This window comes from Lacisediminimonas profundi (assembly GCF_008831265.1).
Lineage (GTDB): Bacteria > Pseudomonadota > Gammaproteobacteria > Burkholderiales > Burkholderiaceae_D > Lacisediminimonas > Lacisediminimonas profundi.
Genome location: NZ_VTTH01000002.1, coordinates 43,993 through 60,032, shown reverse-complemented (window position 1 = coordinate 60,032; position 16,040 = coordinate 43,993). Strand labels below are relative to the sequence as shown.

16 protein-coding genes are annotated in these 16,040 nt (G+C 62.9%); 6 read left to right on the top strand and 10 right to left on the bottom strand.

Translation table 11 applies throughout. The features are described from left to right. Positions 1-179 precede the first annotated feature (179 nt). The 4 genes from rplI to rpsF are packed head-to-tail and all read right to left on the bottom strand — an operon-like array spanning position 180 to position 1,635. On the bottom strand, positions 180-632 hold the full coding sequence (gene rplI / locus FVE66_RS05890) for a 50S ribosomal protein L9 (protein ID WP_151446497.1): 453 nt from the start codon (positions 630-632) through the stop codon (positions 180-182). Positions 633-652: 20 nt separating this feature from the next. Then, a complete protein-coding gene (gene rpsR, locus FVE66_RS05885; RefSeq protein WP_151446496.1) occupies positions 653-937 on the bottom strand; it encodes a 30S ribosomal protein S18 in 285 nt (94 codons plus the stop codon). 32 nt (positions 938-969) lie between these two features. Beyond that, entirely contained in the window at positions 970-1,254 is a 285-nt protein-coding gene (gene priB, locus FVE66_RS05880) for a primosomal replication protein N (RefSeq protein WP_151446495.1), read from the bottom strand. Between the two features lie 12 nt (positions 1,255-1,266). After that, a complete protein-coding gene (gene rpsF, locus FVE66_RS05875) occupies positions 1,267-1,635 on the bottom strand; it encodes a 30S ribosomal protein S6 (RefSeq protein ID WP_151446494.1) in 369 nt (122 codons plus the stop codon). 241 nt (positions 1,636-1,876) lie between these two features. Between rpsF and lexA the strand changes: the two genes are divergently transcribed. Then, the gene (gene lexA, locus FVE66_RS05870) at positions 1,877-2,536 is read left to right on the top strand and encodes a transcriptional repressor LexA (protein ID WP_151446493.1); all 660 of its coding nucleotides are present in this window, start codon (positions 1,877-1,879) and stop codon (positions 2,534-2,536) included. Positions 2,537-2,718: 182 nt separating this feature from the next. On the opposite strand, the gene FVE66_RS05865 is transcribed toward lexA, so the two are convergent. Further along, the gene (locus FVE66_RS05865; protein ID WP_151446492.1) at positions 2,719-3,468 is read right to left on the bottom strand and encodes an RNA methyltransferase; all 750 of its coding nucleotides are present in this window, start codon (positions 3,466-3,468) and stop codon (positions 2,719-2,721) included. A gap of 139 nt (positions 3,469-3,607) precedes the next feature. Here FVE66_RS05865 and FVE66_RS05860 point away from each other — a divergent pair, with 139 nt between their 5' ends. The 3 genes from FVE66_RS05860 to FVE66_RS05850 all read left to right on the top strand — a co-directional run bounded on the left by FVE66_RS05860 (position 3,608) and on the right by FVE66_RS05850 (position 7,783). After that, positions 3,608-4,393, top strand: coding sequence for an inositol monophosphatase family protein (locus FVE66_RS05860; RefSeq protein ID WP_194164372.1), 786 nt, complete (start codon positions 3,608-3,610; stop codon positions 4,391-4,393). Between the two features lie 80 nt (positions 4,394-4,473). Then, positions 4,474-5,802, top strand: a complete 1,329-nt coding sequence (locus FVE66_RS05855) for a DEAD/DEAH box helicase (RefSeq protein ID WP_151446490.1) — start codon at positions 4,474-4,476, stop codon at positions 5,800-5,802. A gap of 409 nt (positions 5,803-6,211) precedes the next feature. Next, complete coding sequence (locus FVE66_RS05850; protein WP_151446489.1) at positions 6,212-7,783, top strand: sensor domain-containing protein; 1,572 nt, start codon at positions 6,212-6,214, stop codon at positions 7,781-7,783. On the opposite strand, the gene gshA is transcribed toward FVE66_RS05850, so the two are convergent. Continuing rightward, complete coding sequence (gene gshA / locus FVE66_RS05845) at positions 7,764-9,350, bottom strand: glutamate--cysteine ligase (protein WP_151446488.1); 1,587 nt, start codon at positions 9,348-9,350, stop codon at positions 7,764-7,766. The genes FVE66_RS05850 and gshA overlap by 20 nt on opposite strands. 115 nt (positions 9,351-9,465) lie before the next feature. Between gshA and FVE66_RS05840 the strand changes: the two genes are divergently transcribed. Both FVE66_RS05840 and FVE66_RS05835 read left to right on the top strand, forming a co-directional pair. Then, positions 9,466-11,115: an MBL fold metallo-hydrolase gene (locus FVE66_RS05840; protein WP_151446487.1), complete on the top strand. Its 1,650-nt coding sequence runs from the start codon at positions 9,466-9,468 to the stop codon at positions 11,113-11,115. 155 nt (positions 11,116-11,270) lie between these two features. Beyond that, positions 11,271-12,116, top strand: a complete 846-nt coding sequence (locus FVE66_RS05835) for a DMT family transporter (RefSeq protein WP_241673046.1) — start codon at positions 11,271-11,273, stop codon at positions 12,114-12,116. 23 nt (positions 12,117-12,139) lie between these two features. Here the strand turns inward: FVE66_RS05835 and FVE66_RS05830 are convergent, their stop codons facing one another. The 4 genes from FVE66_RS05830 to FVE66_RS05815 are packed head-to-tail and all read right to left on the bottom strand — an operon-like array spanning position 12,140 to position 15,957. Beyond that, the gene (locus FVE66_RS05830; RefSeq protein ID WP_151446485.1) at positions 12,140-13,186 is read right to left on the bottom strand and encodes an ABC transporter ATP-binding protein; all 1,047 of its coding nucleotides are present in this window, start codon (positions 13,184-13,186) and stop codon (positions 12,140-12,142) included. Next, the gene (locus FVE66_RS05825) at positions 13,179-14,039 is read right to left on the bottom strand and encodes an ABC transporter ATP-binding protein (protein ID WP_151446484.1); all 861 of its coding nucleotides are present in this window, start codon (positions 14,037-14,039) and stop codon (positions 13,179-13,181) included. The genes FVE66_RS05830 and FVE66_RS05825 overlap by 8 nt, the downstream gene beginning before the upstream one ends. Then, entirely contained in the window at positions 14,036-14,983 is a 948-nt protein-coding gene (locus FVE66_RS05820) for an ABC transporter permease (RefSeq protein ID WP_151446483.1), read from the bottom strand. Before FVE66_RS05820 ends, FVE66_RS05825 begins: the two co-directional genes overlap by 4 nt. Then, positions 14,980-15,957 (bottom strand): ABC transporter permease, encoded by a 978-nt coding sequence (locus tag FVE66_RS05815; RefSeq protein WP_151446482.1) that lies wholly within the window; start codon positions 15,955-15,957, stop codon positions 14,980-14,982. The genes FVE66_RS05820 and FVE66_RS05815 overlap by 4 nt, the downstream gene beginning before the upstream one ends. Positions 15,958-16,040 lie beyond the last annotated feature (83 nt).

Below are 16,040 nucleotides of genomic sequence, written 5' to 3'. Positions count from 1 at the left end.
GGAGGAGGAGCGCTTATCGAACTTCTTTTTGCCGGGTTTTTCCATCTGGTGTGAAGCGTGGTAGCTATGCCAACGGTATGCAGGAGTGAAGCCGGGCCCTCACGCCGGAAAACTTTCAGCAGCGTGCGACCAGACAAAAAAAAGCCGGGCAAGCCCGGCTTTTTCGTAATGCTGACGACTCAGGCGTGCTCGCCCAGCACAGATACCGTGATATCGACGATGACGTCGGTATGCAGCGCCACCGAAACAGCGTGGTCGCCCACGATCTTCAGCGGGCCTTGCGGCATGCGTACTTGGCCCTTCTCGACCGGGAAGCCTTGCTTGGTCAGCGCTTCGGCGATGTCGAAGTTGGTGACCGAGCCGAACAGGCGGCCGTCAACGCCGGCCTTCTGCGACACCTGCACGGTCAGGCCGGACAGTTTCTCGCCTTGGGCCTGGGCTACGGCCAGCCGCAACGCAGCTGCCTTTTCCAGGTCGGCACGACGGACTTCAAATTCGGCCACGGCAGCAGCGGTGGCACGACGCGCTTTACGCTGGGGGATCAGGAAATTGCGGGCATAGCCGTCCTTGACCTTCACAACTGCACCCAGATCGCCCAGATTGACGACTTTTTCCAACAGAATAACTTGCATGTTTTCTCCTAAGCGTCGTCTTACGCGTTGTGCAGGTCGGTGTACGGCAGCAGGGCCAGATAGCGGGCGCGCTTGATTGCCGTATCGAGCTGGCGCTGGTAGTGCGCACGGGTGCCGGTCAGGCGTGCGGGCATGATCTTGCCGTTTTCCTGGACAAAGTCCTTCAGCGTGTCGACATCCTTGTAGTCCACCTGCTCGACTTTTGCTGCCGTGAAGCGGCAGAACTTCTTGCGCTTGAACAGCGGATTTTGCTGTTTGCGCTTCTCTTTCATCTTGCTCTTGTCAAATTTCTTACCGAATGCCATTTTTGGCTCCTGTATCTGGTATCTGGATTGTGTTACTCAAAACCGGTGATGTGAAATACCATGCTCCGGCTGTTGCGGTTCTTTCGCGCAAGGAAGCCAGTGAAATGGTAGGTACCGCCCAGATCGGCCTGGTTGAATTCTTCCGAAATCCGGCCTGCAGCCTGTGCAGCGATTTCGAACTCGACCAAGCGGGCAATGCCTGCTTCGGACTGGGTCGAACTGTGCAGCAGTCTTGCTGCAACGATCGGTATACCCGCCGGCGTGTAGCGCAGTACGTCGCGCTCGGCAATGCTTGCAATCAAACGAACCTGATTCACTCTCCCGGGTGCTTAGGAAGCAGCTGCCTCGGCGCGGTGGCTCTTGGCGGCGTCTTCTTTCTGCACGGCCTTCATCATCGGCGACGGCGCAGTATCGGCCTTCTTCATCTTGACGGTGAGGTGGCGCAGGACGGCGTCGTTGAAGCGGAAGCCGGTTTCGAGTTCCAGCAGGGTCTCGGCGTCGCACTCGATGTTCATGCAAACATAGTGTGCCTTGGCGAGTTTCTGGATCATGTAGGCCATCTGGCGACGACCCCAGTCTTCCACCCGGTGAACATTGCCGCCGCGAGCGGTGACGATGCCTTTGTAACGCTCGATCATGGCGGGCACTTGCTCGCTCTGATCGGGATGCACGATAAATACGATTTCATAATGACGCATGTAATCTCCTAGGGACGGATTGATGATCGCCCACCCCGGCGTCAACTCGAGTGTGGGAAGAGGAAAACACGCAACTATACCGGCAAGTGGGCAAAAACTCAAATTCCTGTCGCTGCGCCCGAATCACCGGGCGGTCCCGCGTCCGCTGCGCGGACCAGAAACCGCTTGCATGGAAACAAAGACTGTATAAAAATACAGGCTGTCATTATAAACAGGCGGCCGGCATTCCCGGCCGGGCGCGATGATCAAGCTTACCGAACGACAGGAACAGATACTCAACCTCGTCAAGGCGGCGATCGAAAAGACAGGCTTCCCGCCAACCCGTGCTGAAATTGCAACCGAACTCGGTTTTCGCTCTGCCAATGCGGCTGAAGAGCATCTGCAGGCGCTCGCCCGCAAGGGCGCAATTGAAATATCCCCGGGTACTTCCCGCGGCATCCGCTTGCTGGACATGCCCGCCGGTCGTGCGCGACGCCCATCCGGGCAGATGACACTACCCCACGCCGGGATCATGCAACTCACCCTGCCGCTGGTCGGCCGGGTAGCTGCCGGCTCCCCGATCCTGGCCCAGGAGCACATCGACAATACTTATACCGTCGACCCGAACCTGTTCGCCGACCGTCCCGACTACCTGCTGCGGGTACGTGGCATGTCGATGCGTGACGCCGGCATACTGGACGGCGACATGCTGGCCGTCAAGAAAACCACCGAAGCACGCAATGGACAGATAGTCGTTGCACGGCTTGGCGACGAAGTGACGGTCAAACGCTTCCGCAGATCGGCAAACCTGATCGAACTGCTGCCCGAGAACGACGACTTCAAGCCGATTCGCGTAGAACCCGGGCGTGAAGACTTTGTGCTGGAAGGCTTGGCGGTAGGTTTGCTGAGGGCTTGGGCGTAGCACGCCAACGCTAAGCGTTGGCCGCTATTGATCACTACGGTCGCTCCCTCCCTTTCAAGGGGAGGGAGCGTTCTTGGAGTGCGTCGGACCACGTCACGAATCAAGATGTGGGCAATGATCCGCTTCAAAGGTAGCGGGAGCCACCGTGAAGCTTTCCCCCACCCACCCACCGACGCAGCCGTTCACTTCTTGCATGCCGCGATCACATGCCCCGCAATGCCCCGCAGGATGTTCACCTCTTCCGTTTCCAGCCCCGTCCTCGAAAACAGTCTCCGCAAGCGCGGCATCAGCTTCTTCGGATTGGCCGCATCCAGAAAGCCAAGCTCGACCAGCGCATGCTCCAGGTGGACATACATGCCCTCCACTTGCTCGGCAGAAGCCAGCTCGCCCTGGAAGCCGATCCTGGAAGCTGACTGATCCGCAGGTCCGGAATCACTTGCCACCCGGCATTCGTAAGCCAGCAATTGCACCGCCTGCGCCAGGTTCAATGACGAATAGGCGGGATTTGCTGGAATGTTCACCAGCGCCTGGCACTGCATCACCGAGTCATTCGAAAGCCCGTAGCGCTCGCTGCCGAATACCAGTGCCGCCTGCAGGTCGGCCCGGGGAGCGACCACGGCGGCAAACTCCCGCGGACTTACCACCGGCGGAGAATATTCGCGCAAGCGGGAACTGAGAGCGGCAGCGTACTGGACGCCGTCCAGCGCCTGCGCCAGCGTTTCCACAACCTTCGCGTTTTCCAGCACATCAAGCGCGCCGCTGGCAAAAGCAATCGCGTCGTCCTGCCGGAGCGCATCGGCGAAGCGTGGCCGGACCAGCACCAGTTCCGAAAAACCCATGGTCTTCATGGCACGTGCGGCCGCGCCGATGTTGCCCGGATGACTGGTTTCAACAAGGACAAACCGCAGGCGGGAGAAAAGCGAATTGGGCATCTGTGGCTGTATCGTTTAAAATAGAGGGTTCCGCGGCGGCCGATCACATCGCCTGTCGCACGCTCATTAAATATTCGGGTGTCGTACTTGCAGCCTTCTGGCCGGCACCGCCATTCTATCGGAAGCCCTCATGCAACCCATGCTGAACACGGCTATCAAAGCCGCTCGTCGCGGTGCCTCGATCATCAACCGCGCCTCCTTTGAACTGGATCGGCTGACGGTGACAGAAAAAAGTCACAACGACTTCGTGACCGAAGTCGACCGCGCCGCGGAACAGGCCATCATCGATGTCCTGCACGCCGCCTACCCGGATCATGCGATCCTGGCCGAAGAATCCGGACCGTCAGCGAACCTGCATGACGAGAACGAGAATGTCTGGATCATCGATCCGCTCGACGGCACCACGAATTTCATCCACGGCTTCCCGCAGTACTGCGTCTCGATCGCGTTGCAGCAACGCGGCCAGATCACGCAGGCAGTCATCTTCGATCCGACCCGCAACGACCTCTTCACGGCATCCAAGGGGCGCGGCGCATACCTGAATGAAAAGCGGATCCGGGTCATGAAAAGGGAAAAGATCGCTGACGCCTTGCTCGGCACCGGTTTCCCTTACAGCGACCTGAGCGCCCTCGACGAATACCTCCAGATGTTTCGCGTCATGACGCAAGCATCTTCCGGACTGCGTCGCCCGGGCTCGGCTGCGCTCGACCTCGCCTACGTTGCCTGCGGCCGTCTCGACGGCTTTTTCGAAAAGAGCCTGAAGCCGTGGGACATTGCAGCAGGCTCGCTCCTCATTACTGAAGCCGGCGGCATCGTCGGCACCTTCGCCGGCGAATCCGACTACCTGTACAAGGGTAACGTGATCGCCGCTTCCCCGAAAGTATTCGCCCAGATGGTGCAGTTGCTTGCGCCCTGGTCACGCTAGATTGGCAATTGCCGTTCTTCCAGCGTTAATCGTTGGCCCAGCCCCCATTGCGGGGCAGCGCCACAACCAATAATTCATCCATGTCATTTGCAGAACTCGGCTTGTCCGAACCCATTCTTCGTGCCGTCATCGAAAACGGCTACACCATTCCCACCCCTATCCAGAAGCAGGCCATACCTGCGGTACTGAAGGGCGGCGACCTGCTCGCAGGCGCCCAGACTGGCACCGGCAAGACCGCCGGCTTCACGCTCCCGATCCTGCAGCGCCTCTCGACCATTGCGCCGAAACCTGGCACCCGCGCGAAAAGCGTCCGGACCCTGATCCTCACGCCGACGCGCGAACTCGCGGCCCAGGTCGAGGAAAGCGTGCGCACCTACGGCAAGTACCTCAAGCTCAAGTCGGGCGTGATATTCGGCGGGGTTGGCATTCACCCGCAGATCAAGTTGCTCAGCGCCGGCCTCGACATCCTGGTCGCCACGCCTGGCAGGCTGCTGGACCACATGGAACAGGGCACGATCGACCTGTCGAAGGTAGAGATCCTGGTCCTGGACGAAGCCGATCGCATGCTTGACATGGGTTTCATCCGCGACATCCGGAAAGTCCTCGCCGCGCTGCCAAAACAGCGCCAGAACCTGCTGTTTTCCGCCACGTTCTCGGATGAGATCAAGGCGCTGGCCGATGGCCTGCTCAATGCGCCCGAGATGATCGAAGTCGCCAAGCGCAACTCCACGGTCGAAGTCATTGCGCAAAAAATCTACCCGGTCGACCGCGATCGCAAGCACCCGCTGCTGGCACACCTGATCAAGGCCCATAACTGGTCCCAGGTGCTGGTGTTTACCCGCACCAAGCACGGCGCCAACAAGCTGGTCGAGCAACTGGCTCGCGACGACATCACCGCCATGGCGATTCACGGCAACAAGAGCCAGACCGCACGCACCCGTGCCCTGGGCGATTTCAAGGCCGGCGAATTGCAGGTGCTGGTGGCTACCGATATCGCCGCTCGCGGCATCGACATCGACCAATTGCCGCATGTGGTCAACTACGACCTGCCGAACGTGCCGGAAGACTATGTACATCGTATCGGACGCACCGGTCGTGCCGGCGCAACCGGCGAAGCGGTGTCGCTGGTCTGCGTGGACGAACACCAGATGTTGAAAGACATCGAGAAGCTGATCCGCCAGACTGTCCCGCGTGAAGTGGTACCCGGCTTCGAGCCCGACCCCAACGCGCGCGCGCAGCCGATCCAGTTGCGCAGCGCCGCACATGGTCGCCAGGGCGGCAACCGTTCTGGCCAGACTCCGGGAGCAGCGCCGCGCAGCGCCGCCCCACGGCCATCAGGCCCGCGTCCGGCAGCCCCGGCAGGCCGCCGCCAGGGTGGCGGTGGCGGTAGCGGCAACCGCGGACGATAAGTCTGGCACTATCCGCATCTCGCCTTCGAGCGCAGAGCAAGGCTGGAGTCATAAATGGTTTTTCGGCCACGGCAAGCGCGTCGATGGCCGATCGACCTTATAGCCCCCTCCCTTTCAAGGGGAGGGGGCATTCCTGGCGCGCCCCGCCGCCAGCACCTGCCAGATAATCGAACACTCGTTCGACCTCCCCGCTTCCTTGTTTGCATCCGTCGATCGGACCCTAATATTTGGTTCCGAAGTTTGGCTTGCTGAGTATTCTGCGTCGGTCCCGGCGTTTGCAATCCCCTTGCCGCCGGATCGGCCTGACCGGCCCCACCTGGATCGCGGCAACAGCAGACATGAAGTCGACCCGAACACTGCCCCAGTGCGGCATCGCGCATGACCATTCCCCGCGTCGGAGCATCGACAGGTGAAACCGGCAGGCGCCGCTCGCGGCAACCCGCCGCTCCGCCAGCGCTTGATGCTGACTTGCATCACGACCGCCTTTGCTGCCGGACTCGTCACATGGCATTTACTGAGCAGTCCTGCTCCCCTCCCCTTGTGGACACTGATCTTGTTGCTGGCCGCGAGCTGCCTGCCCCTGTACCGGCGCCAGGCCCGCGCGCTGCGAACCAAGCAGGCGGAACTCACCGCTGCCTACGACGCATCTCCGCTCGGGCTGTTCCAGACCGATCCCGACGGCCGCTGCACCTACGTCAATCGGCGCTATGAAGCGATTTCCGGCATGCCGGCGACGCGGGCGCTGGGGAATGGCTGGATACAGGCCATCCATCCGCAAGACCGGATCAAGGTCTTCAGCGCGTGGCGCCAGTCATCGGTAGCTGACGCGGACGGGGTGGCAGGCCGCCGCGGCAACTCCCAGATGTCCTACCGCTTCGTGCATGCGGATGGACGAATAGTCTGGGCCTCGGTCAAGACAGCGGCGATTGTTGTCGATGGCAAGGTGCAGGGCTACTCCGGCACCGTCGACGACATCACCGCCCGCCGGAAAACCGAGCAGGCGCTGGCCGACAGCGAGCATCGCTTGCGCACTGTTGCCGACACGCTGCCAGCACTGGTCGCCCAAGTCGACGCAGAATTGCGATTCCGCTTCAACAATCTTGCATGGGAGAAGCAGTACCGGATCGCACGCGACGCGATGCGCGAGATGAAGCTCGAGGATCTGCTCGGGCCCGACGAATTCCGCCAGGCCCTGCCCTGGCTTGAGCAGGCACTGGCAGGCAACACCGTCACCTTCGAGCGAGAATCCGGTTCAGGCGAGAACTACCGCTGTGAAGAGTCGACCTGTATTCCGCAGTTCGGCGAGGATTGCCGGACGGTGATCGGCTTTCACATGATGGTGCAGGACATCAGCGCCCGCAAGCTGGAGCAATGCCGGCTCCGGCAACTGGCCGAAATGGATGGCCTGACCGGATTGCTGAACCGCGAGGGCTTCCAGAAGAAGCTGGCGTGCGCGGTTGCGCGCAGCCGCAATGAGCAGTCTCTGATCGCAGTCATGTTCCTCGACCTCGACCACTTCAAGTGCGTGAACGACAGCTACGGGCACCACACTGGCGACTTGTTGCTGCAGGCCTTCGCCGGTCGCCTGTCGCAGGCCTTGCGCACCACAGATACGATCGCCCGCCTTGGCGGCGACGAGTTCACAGTGGTAATGGAGGATCTGGCCCGCCAGGAAGATGCAGAGGCGATTGCGCTCAAGATCGTGCAGACAGTGCAAACCCCGTTCGTGCTGGAAGGTGTCAGCGTGACAGTCGGGGTCAGCGTCGGGCTGGCATTCTGCCATGCCGGCAACATGGATCCCGGCGTGCTATTGCGGCGGGCCGATGCGATGCTCTACGATGCCAAGCAGGACGGACGCAGCGTCTACCGCAGCGCGCCGCCCGAACAGTGCAGCGCCCCCGGTTCGGCGGCGGCGAGCGCAACGCCATCCTGCATGGACGCTCGCACCGCATCAAGCGCCATCAGCAGCGCAACTCCGTAGGCGTGGCTGCCCGGTAAGCCTCAATGAATTCGTCGAAACTGCCGGTATCGCGGCGTTCCATGTCCCCCTGCTCGGAAAGCGACTGCTCGACCTCACTGCACAGCCTGTCCAGTTGGTCGCCCGTGACCGGCCGCTGCAGCAGGCTGGCCGCATGCTCCCGGCTTTTCTCCAGCGCAAACCGGTGGAATGAACCCTGATGCGCGCGAACCTGATCTAGCACGCGTGCCGACGGCGTCAACTCCGGCGACGCCAGGCACTGCGCCTGCGCCCTGACTGCTTCGACGTGGGCGTTGCCGCCGGACTGCTGGTCCAGCAGCCGTGCAACCGGAAGGATTTCATCCAGCATCTCCTGGCCCCACTGCGCCAGCGGAACAGCCGCGCCATCGCGATGCAACAGCAAGCCGGGCCGGCGGCCCTCGCGCACTACGGTCGCGAAGTTCGAGCGGTACTCGTTAGCCCGGGGCAGGTCAACCAGCGGACTGCCTGTCAGCGCGCACGCGGTCAGGAAAACGTCCAGGAATCGAGCCGTTTGCAGGCTGATCCCAACCGGCTCGAACGGATCGACGTCCATGCAGCGGACCTCGATGTATTGCACCCCGCGTTCGCACAGCGCCTGCAACGGCCGCTCGCCAGTCCTGGTCACGCGCTTGGGGCGGATCGTCGCGTAATACTCGTTCTCGATCTGCAGGACATTAGTGCTGATCTGGATCCATTGTCCTTCCTTGCGCAATCCGATCGCCTCGAACTCCGGATAGGGCAATTGCACAGCGCGCGCCATGCTGCGCATGTACTCGCCCAAGGTGTTGTAAGGCGGGATCAGCCCGACCTGCGCCTTGTTCTGATAGCCAAGGTCGCTCATCCGCAGGCTGGTTGCGTAAGGCAGGTACAGCGTGTCGTCGGCCAGTTTTTCCAGCTGATGGGGCCGGCCCTGCAGGAAATTCAGCGGCAGCGCGGGTGAAGCTCCGAACAGGTACATCAGCAGCCATGCACGCTGCTGGAAGTTGCGGATCATTGCGATGTAGCGTTCGGACTGGAAGTCGCGCTGCGACAGCGGCGACCCCTGGTCTTTGCGCAATGCGTCCCAAAGATCCTCCGACAAGGAGAAGTTGTAGTGAATGCCGGCGATGCACTGCATCGCCTTGCCGTAGCGCACGGCCAGGCCACGCCGGTACACGTGCTTGAGCATGCCGATGTGCGAACTGCCATACCAGGCGATCGGAATCTCCGGCTCCGCCGGCAACAGTGCCGGCATCGAATGCGCCCACATCAACTCGCTCCCCAGCCTTTGCTGGACGAACCGGTGAATCCGGTCGAGCTCGACCAGCACCTGCGCCGGATCCGCATGCGGTGACGTGATCAGTTCGAGCAGTGCTTCGGAATAATCGGTCGTGACGTGGGGATGTGTGAGGGCCGAACCCAGCGCCGCCGGATGCGGCGTCAGCGCCAGCCGGCCCTGCGGGTCCACACGCAGCGCCTCGCGCTCGATCCCGCGCCGGCCTTGCGCCAGCAGGGGCCGGTACTCGGGGCGGGTAAAAAATTCCAGCTGATGTTGAAGCAAATCGCTCAATCGAAAATCCTGTCTCGTTTCGCACGTCGCTGCGGCGTAATGTGCAAGGATAACGGAAAACCCATTTCGGGGTCGCTCGTCTACAATGATGGCTCCGAGACACAGAGACGCACAGATGACAACAAGCACCAAGCCGCTCCGCCCCGCAGCCACGCTGATCATCGTCCGCGATGGCGCCGATGGTCCCGAGGTATTCCTGATGCAGCGCACCCACCAGGCATCGTTCATGGCCAGCGCCCACGTATTTCCCGGCGGTGCCGTCGACCATTCAGACCACGATGACAGCAACGCCATTCACGACCTCGACGACCGCGCCGCCAGCGCGACGCTGAACCTTGAAAAAGGCGGTGTTTCCTACTGGATCGCTGCCATCCGCGAATGCTTCGAGGAAGCAGGCCTGCTGTTCGCCACGGACGCCAGCGGCGAGCTGGTGCAGTTGCCCGACCTGCAGGAAGCCAATGCACTGCGCCAGCAACTGTCCGAAGGCACGCTGACGCTGAAGGACCTGTGCCTGTCGCGGAACTGGCGCCTCGCCCCTGAACGCGCGGCGTACATGAGCCACTGGATCACCCCGATCGGATTGCCCAAGCGTTTCGATACCCGCTTCTTCATCGCGGTGGCGCCGCCCGGCCAGACCGGTTGGCATGACGACGAAGAGACCATTGCAAACATATGGATCACGCCGGAGCTCGCGCTGTCGCGCTTTGCCAGCGGCGAGATGAAGCTCGCCCAGGCGACCCAGACCATCCTGCGTGAACTCCAGCCATTCCGTAGCGCCGGCGAGATCATGGCGCACGTCCGGACACCACGCACTATTCCGGAAATCAATCCGCGCGTAAGCATCAACAGCAAGGGTCGCAAGGTGCTGCTGCCGGGCGATTTCCCCTACGCCGAGATCAGCAAGATCGACCCGACCGGACTTGGCACCTTCTGGTCCGAGATCGTTCCCGGGGCCGTCCGGGAATTGTCCCCGCACGTGCGCCGCATCGCCGCGCCCAACCCAGGCTTCATGACCGGTCCCGGCACCAACACGTACCTGGTCGGTGACGCCGGGGTGCTGGCCGTGATCGATCCGGGTCCGGACATCGAATCGCACCTGGCAGCAGTGGCGCAAGAAGGCGGAGCGGCGATCCGCTACATCCTGACCACCCACACCCACCGCGACCATTCGCCGGGTGCTGCGCGCCTGAAGGAACTGACCGGAGCCGAAGTGATCGGCATGCCGGCTCCGGCCACCGAATTCCAGGATGCCGATTTCCGGCCGGACCGCGTGCCGCGCGACGGCGACCGCCTGCAACTCGGCAGCGTCACGCTGCGCGTGATCCACACTCCCGGCCATGCCAGCAACCACTGCTGCTTCCTGCTGGAGGAAGAGCGGATGCTGTTCACCGGCGACCACATCATGCAGGGCTCCACCGTCGTCATCAATCCGCCGGACGGCGACATGGCGGTCTACCTCGCCTCGCTGCGCAAGGTCCGCGACCCGGAAATAGAATGGCTTGCGCCGGGCCACGGCTTCCTGATGGACCAGCCTGTGCAACGCATAGACCGCCTGCTGGCCCACCGGCAGGCGCGCGAGGACAAGGTGCTGGATTGCCTGCAACGAACGGGCCCGATCAGCGCCTACGACCTGGTGTCCGTGGTCTATGACGACGTGCCGGTCGAGCGCTACGCCATGGCCCTGCGCTCGATGTCGGCGCACCTGATCAAGCTGCAGCAGGAAGGCCGCGCGACCGAGGTCGATGGTCGCTGGCAAGCGGTGTGATGCAGGAAGATCCTCGGGAGAGAAAGCCTGGAGACAGGCCTGGAGGCAGTCCTGACAAGAGTCCTGACAACAGGTCCGTCACCGCGCCCCGCATTGGCGCCCGCGTGCGGGTTGCCCGGCGGCGGGCGCGCAGGATGCCGCCAGTGGTGCGCGGCATGTTCTGGATGCTCATGTCGGGCCTGTTGTTCGCGGTACTGAATTCACTGCTTCGCAAACTGACCCTCGCGCTCGATCCGCTGCAGGCGCAGTTCCTGCGGTATCTGTTCGGCACGATCGTGATGGCGCCGCTGGTGCTGCGCTATGGCCTGGCGGCGTTCCGGCCCACAAACGTGCGCGGCCAGTTCCTGCGCGGCGCCGTTCATGCTGGCGGACTAGCCTGCTGGTTCATCGCGTTGCCCCATATCGCGCTGGCAGACATGACATCGATCGGATTCACCGGCCCGATTTTCATCATGATCGGGGCCGCCGTGTTTTTCGGCGAGCCGATGCGTTGGGACCGCTGGGCTGCTTCATTGATCGGATTCGCCGGCATCCTGATCGTGGTCGGCCCCAAGCTGGCCGGCACTGGTGGCGTGTACTCGCTGATCATGCTGGCATCGGCGCCGCTGTTCGCCGCTTCGTTCCTGATCACGAAAGCACTGACGCGCACGGAATCGGCGAAGGTCATCGTGCTGTGGCAGGCGGTGACCGTTACGGTCCTGAGCTTTCCGTTTGCCTTGCTGCACTGGAAGTGGCCGGACGCGACGCAATGGGTGCTGTTCTGCCTGACGGGAGTGCTGGGCTCGGCCGGCCATTATTGCCTGACCCGCGCATTCTCCGTGGCAGACATCTCGGCGACGCAGTCGGTCAGGTTCCTCGACCTGATCTGGGCCACCCTGCTGGGCTGGTTGATGTTCAGCGATTCGCCGAGCAACACCACGCTGCTGGGCGGTAGCGTGATTTGTGCAGCGACGATATGGATTGCGCGGCGCGAGGCGCGGGTGCGGCGGGGGACGGTTTGAGTGTTGCCTACATCGTGATTCCCCTACCCGCTCCTGGCGCCCTCATGCAAATGACAAGCCACAAAATGCCCCGCCGTCACTTCCACCAGCTCCGGACGCTCCTCCCGGCACCGCTGGCTCGCATGCGGACAACGCGGATGGAAATGGCATCCCGGTGGCGGCGCCAGCGGTGAAGGCAACTCCCCCGGCGGTCCGCGGAACTCGATCTTTTTCGGCTCCAGCCGTGGCGCCGATGCCAGCAGCATGAGCGTATAGGGATGCGCCGGCTGCGCAAACAATTCCTGCGCAGACGCCAGTTCCACCACCCGCCCCAGGTACATCACCGCCACCCGGTCAGACAGGTGGCGCACGACGCTCAGGTCGTGGCTGATGAACAGATAGGTCAGGCCCAGACGCTCGCGCAAATCCATGAACAGGTCCAGCACCTGCGCCTGTATCGACACATCCAGCGCAGCAACCGCCTCGTCGCAAATCAGCAGCTCGGGCTGCAAGGCCAGCGCGCGGGCAATGCCGATGCGGGCGCGCTGGCCGCCTGAGAATTGATGCGGATAGCGGCGCATCATCGCCGGATCCAGGCCAACCTGCTGCAACAGCGATGCGACCAGCACCTGCTGCGCGTCCCGCTCCACCATGCCATGCGCCAGCGGCGCCTCGCCAACAATATCCTGCACCCGCAAGCGCGGATTCAGCGAGGCATAGGGGTCCTGGAACACCATCTGCATGCCCAGTTGCCGCTGCCTGCGCACACCCGCCGGCAAGCTGTCGAGGTCTTCCCCCTTCCACCATCGGCTGCCGGCCGAGAGCGACTGCAATCCGATCGCCAACCGCGCCAGCGTCGACTTGCCACAGCCGGATTCGCCAACCAGCCCGAGCACCTCGCCCTTGACAACCGACAGCGACACATCATTTACAGCCTGAACCCCTGCCTGCACTCCCGCCTGCGCCACCTCCGCCACCGGTCGCGAACGAAGCAGCCGCGACAGGCCGCCGACAAGCCGGGAGCTCAAGTCGGCCGCGGGGGCAAAGCGCTTGCCGACCTTGCGCAGTTCCAGCAAGGGCTGCTCAAGCATGGCGGCCATCCACTTGCATGGAGGGGGCGGACAAGCGCTCGCCTGGCCGGTGACGCGAGGGCACCGCATCCAGCAGTTGCCGGGTGTAGGGATGCTGCGGCTCGAGCAGCACGCGCGCGGTGCTGCCGCTTTCCACGATCTTGCCATTGCGCATCACGCAGATCTCGTCTGCCAGGCCGGCGACTACGGCCAGGTCGTGCGTGATCCAGATCAGCGCGGCGCCGGATTCCCGGCACAGGGCCTGCATCTCGCCCAGTATTTGCGCCTGCGTGGTGACGTCCAGCGCCGTGGTCGGCTCGTCACAGATGATCAGGTCGGGACGGTTCAGCATCGCGATCGCAATCGCCACCCGCTGCCGCATGCCGCCGGAAAACTGATGTGGATAGGCTCGCAGGCGCTGCTCCGGGCTGGATATGCCGACCCGTTCCAGCGCCGCGCGCGCCTCCTCCCGTGCTGCTGAGCGGCCGACGCGGCGGTGCGCCAGTATCGTCTCCGTCATTTGGGTATCGATGCGCAACACCGGGTTCAGCGTCATCATCGGATCCTGGAAGATCATCGCAATGCGGTTGCCACGCAAGCACCGCATCTGTTCGTCGGTCAGCGCCAGCAGGTCCTGCCCCTTGAACATGATGCGGCCACCCGCAATCCGCCCCGGGGCGTCGAGCAGGCGCATGATCGAATACGCCGTCATCGACTTGCCCGAACCCGATTCGCCAACCAGCCCCAGCACGCCTCCGCGCGGCACCGAGAACGAGACGTCGTCCACTGCCCTGACAAGGCCCGAGCGGGTGCTGAAATGCGTCTCCAGATGTTCCACCGACAGCAGGGCTCCCCGATCGACGATGGCGCTCATACCGTCACCTGCAGCCGTGGGTTGAGCACATCGCGCAAGCGGTCCGCGACCAGGTTGATCGCGACCACCGTCAGCATCAGCGCAATGCCGGGAAACAGGCTGATCCAGTATTTGCCGGACATCAGGTACTGGAAGCCGTTGGCAATCAGCAGCCCGAGCGAAGGCTCGGTGACCGGCAGGCCCAGGCCAAGGAAGGACAGCGTTGCTTCGAGCGAAATCGCCGAGCCGATCTGCAGCGCCGCCACCACGATCAGCGGCGGCATGCAGTTGGGCAGCAGGTGCCGAAACACGATGCGGGCCGGCGACAAGCCCATGCTGGCAGCCGCTTCGATGTATTCACGGTTGCGCTCGACCAGCGCAGCGCTGCGCGCAGTACGCGCATAGTAGGCCCATTGCACCGCGACCAGCGCGACGATGATATTGCCCACGCCTTGGCCTGTCAGCACCAGCAGGATCAAGGCGATCAGGATCGGCGGGAAAGACAGCTGTATGTCGGCCAGCCGCATGATCAGGGTATCGGTGCGCCCGCCTGCGTAACCAGCCAACAGACCGAGCGCCAGGCCCAGCGCCAGCGCCAGCGCAGTGCTTGCCACACCGACCGTGACTGAAATACGCAGACCGTACAGGATCGCGGACAGCAGGTCGCGCCCCTGCTCGTCCGTGCCCAGCAGGTAGGTGATGCGGCCGTCGGAAGAAGCCTGTCCGGGTGCCAGGCGTGAGTCCATCACATCGAGCTGGGCAAGGTCGTACGGGTCCTGCGGCGATAGCACCGGCGCCAGCAGGCCGGCCAGCACGACCAGCGCCAGTACCAGTGCGCCGAAAGTGGCAATCCGGCTGGAAAAGAACTCGCGCAAGAAATCTTGCAAAGGCGCTTGCAACGGCGCCTCTCCCCGAGCCTGCACAGGCAACGCCGCCTCCTTTGCCGCGGTGGCGTGATGCTTCATGCGCGGCCTCCTGCAAGCCGCACCCGCGGATCCAGCAGTGAATAGAGAATGTCCACGACCAGGTTGATCAGGATGAACAGCGTAACGATCAGCATCAGATAGGCCACGATCACCGGCCGGTCCAGCACACGGATCGAATCGATGATCAGCTTGCCCATACCGGGCCAGGCAAAAATCGATTCTGTCACGATTGCAAACGCAATGATGGAACCGAATTGCAGCGCAAGCACGGTCACGATCGGGATCAGGATGTTCTTCATCACATGCACGCCGACGATGCGGCGGTTGCTCAGGCCCTTGGCCCGGGCAAAGCGCACGTAATCCTGCAGCAGGGCTTCCTGCGTGCCGGCCCGTGTCAGGCGAATCACCAGTGCGATGTTGAACAAGGCCAGGTTGGCTGCCGGCAGCAGCAGATGCCGTAGCCCGTCCCAGGTCAGGAAGCTGAATGGAATGCCGAACAAGTCTGCGGTTGCGCCGCGCCCGGTCGATGGCAGCCAACCCAGCTGCACCGCAAACACCATGATCAGCAGCAAACCGACCCAGAAGGTCGGCAGCGAAAAGCCAAGTATCGAGACCGCCATCACGGTCTTGCTGTACCAGCTGTCCGGCTTCAGTCCGGCCAGCATGCCGAGGGGAAGCCCGAGAAGGATCGATAGCAGCATCGCGCAGGCCGCCAGTTCGAGCGTGGCCGGCATCCGTTCCAGGATCAGGCCCAGCGCCGGCATGGCAAACACATAGGAGCGGCCGAGGTCGCCCGCCAATGCATTGCCCACGAACAGCAGATACTGGCGCCACAAGGGCTGGTCGAGCCCGAAGGAAGCGATGATGCGGGTCCGCTCGGCCTGGTTGGCATCGGGGCTGATCAGCACATCGATCGGGTTGCCCACTGCATGGATGCCGGCGAACACCAGCAGCGACATCACGCCCAGCACCAGCAGGCTCTGCAGCAGGCGGCGCAGTATGAACGCGGGCACGGCCCTATCCGCCCGCGGCCGGAGCCGGGATGGGCATGCCTGCCATGCCTGCAAGGCCTGTCATGTCCTTGTTACGAGCCACG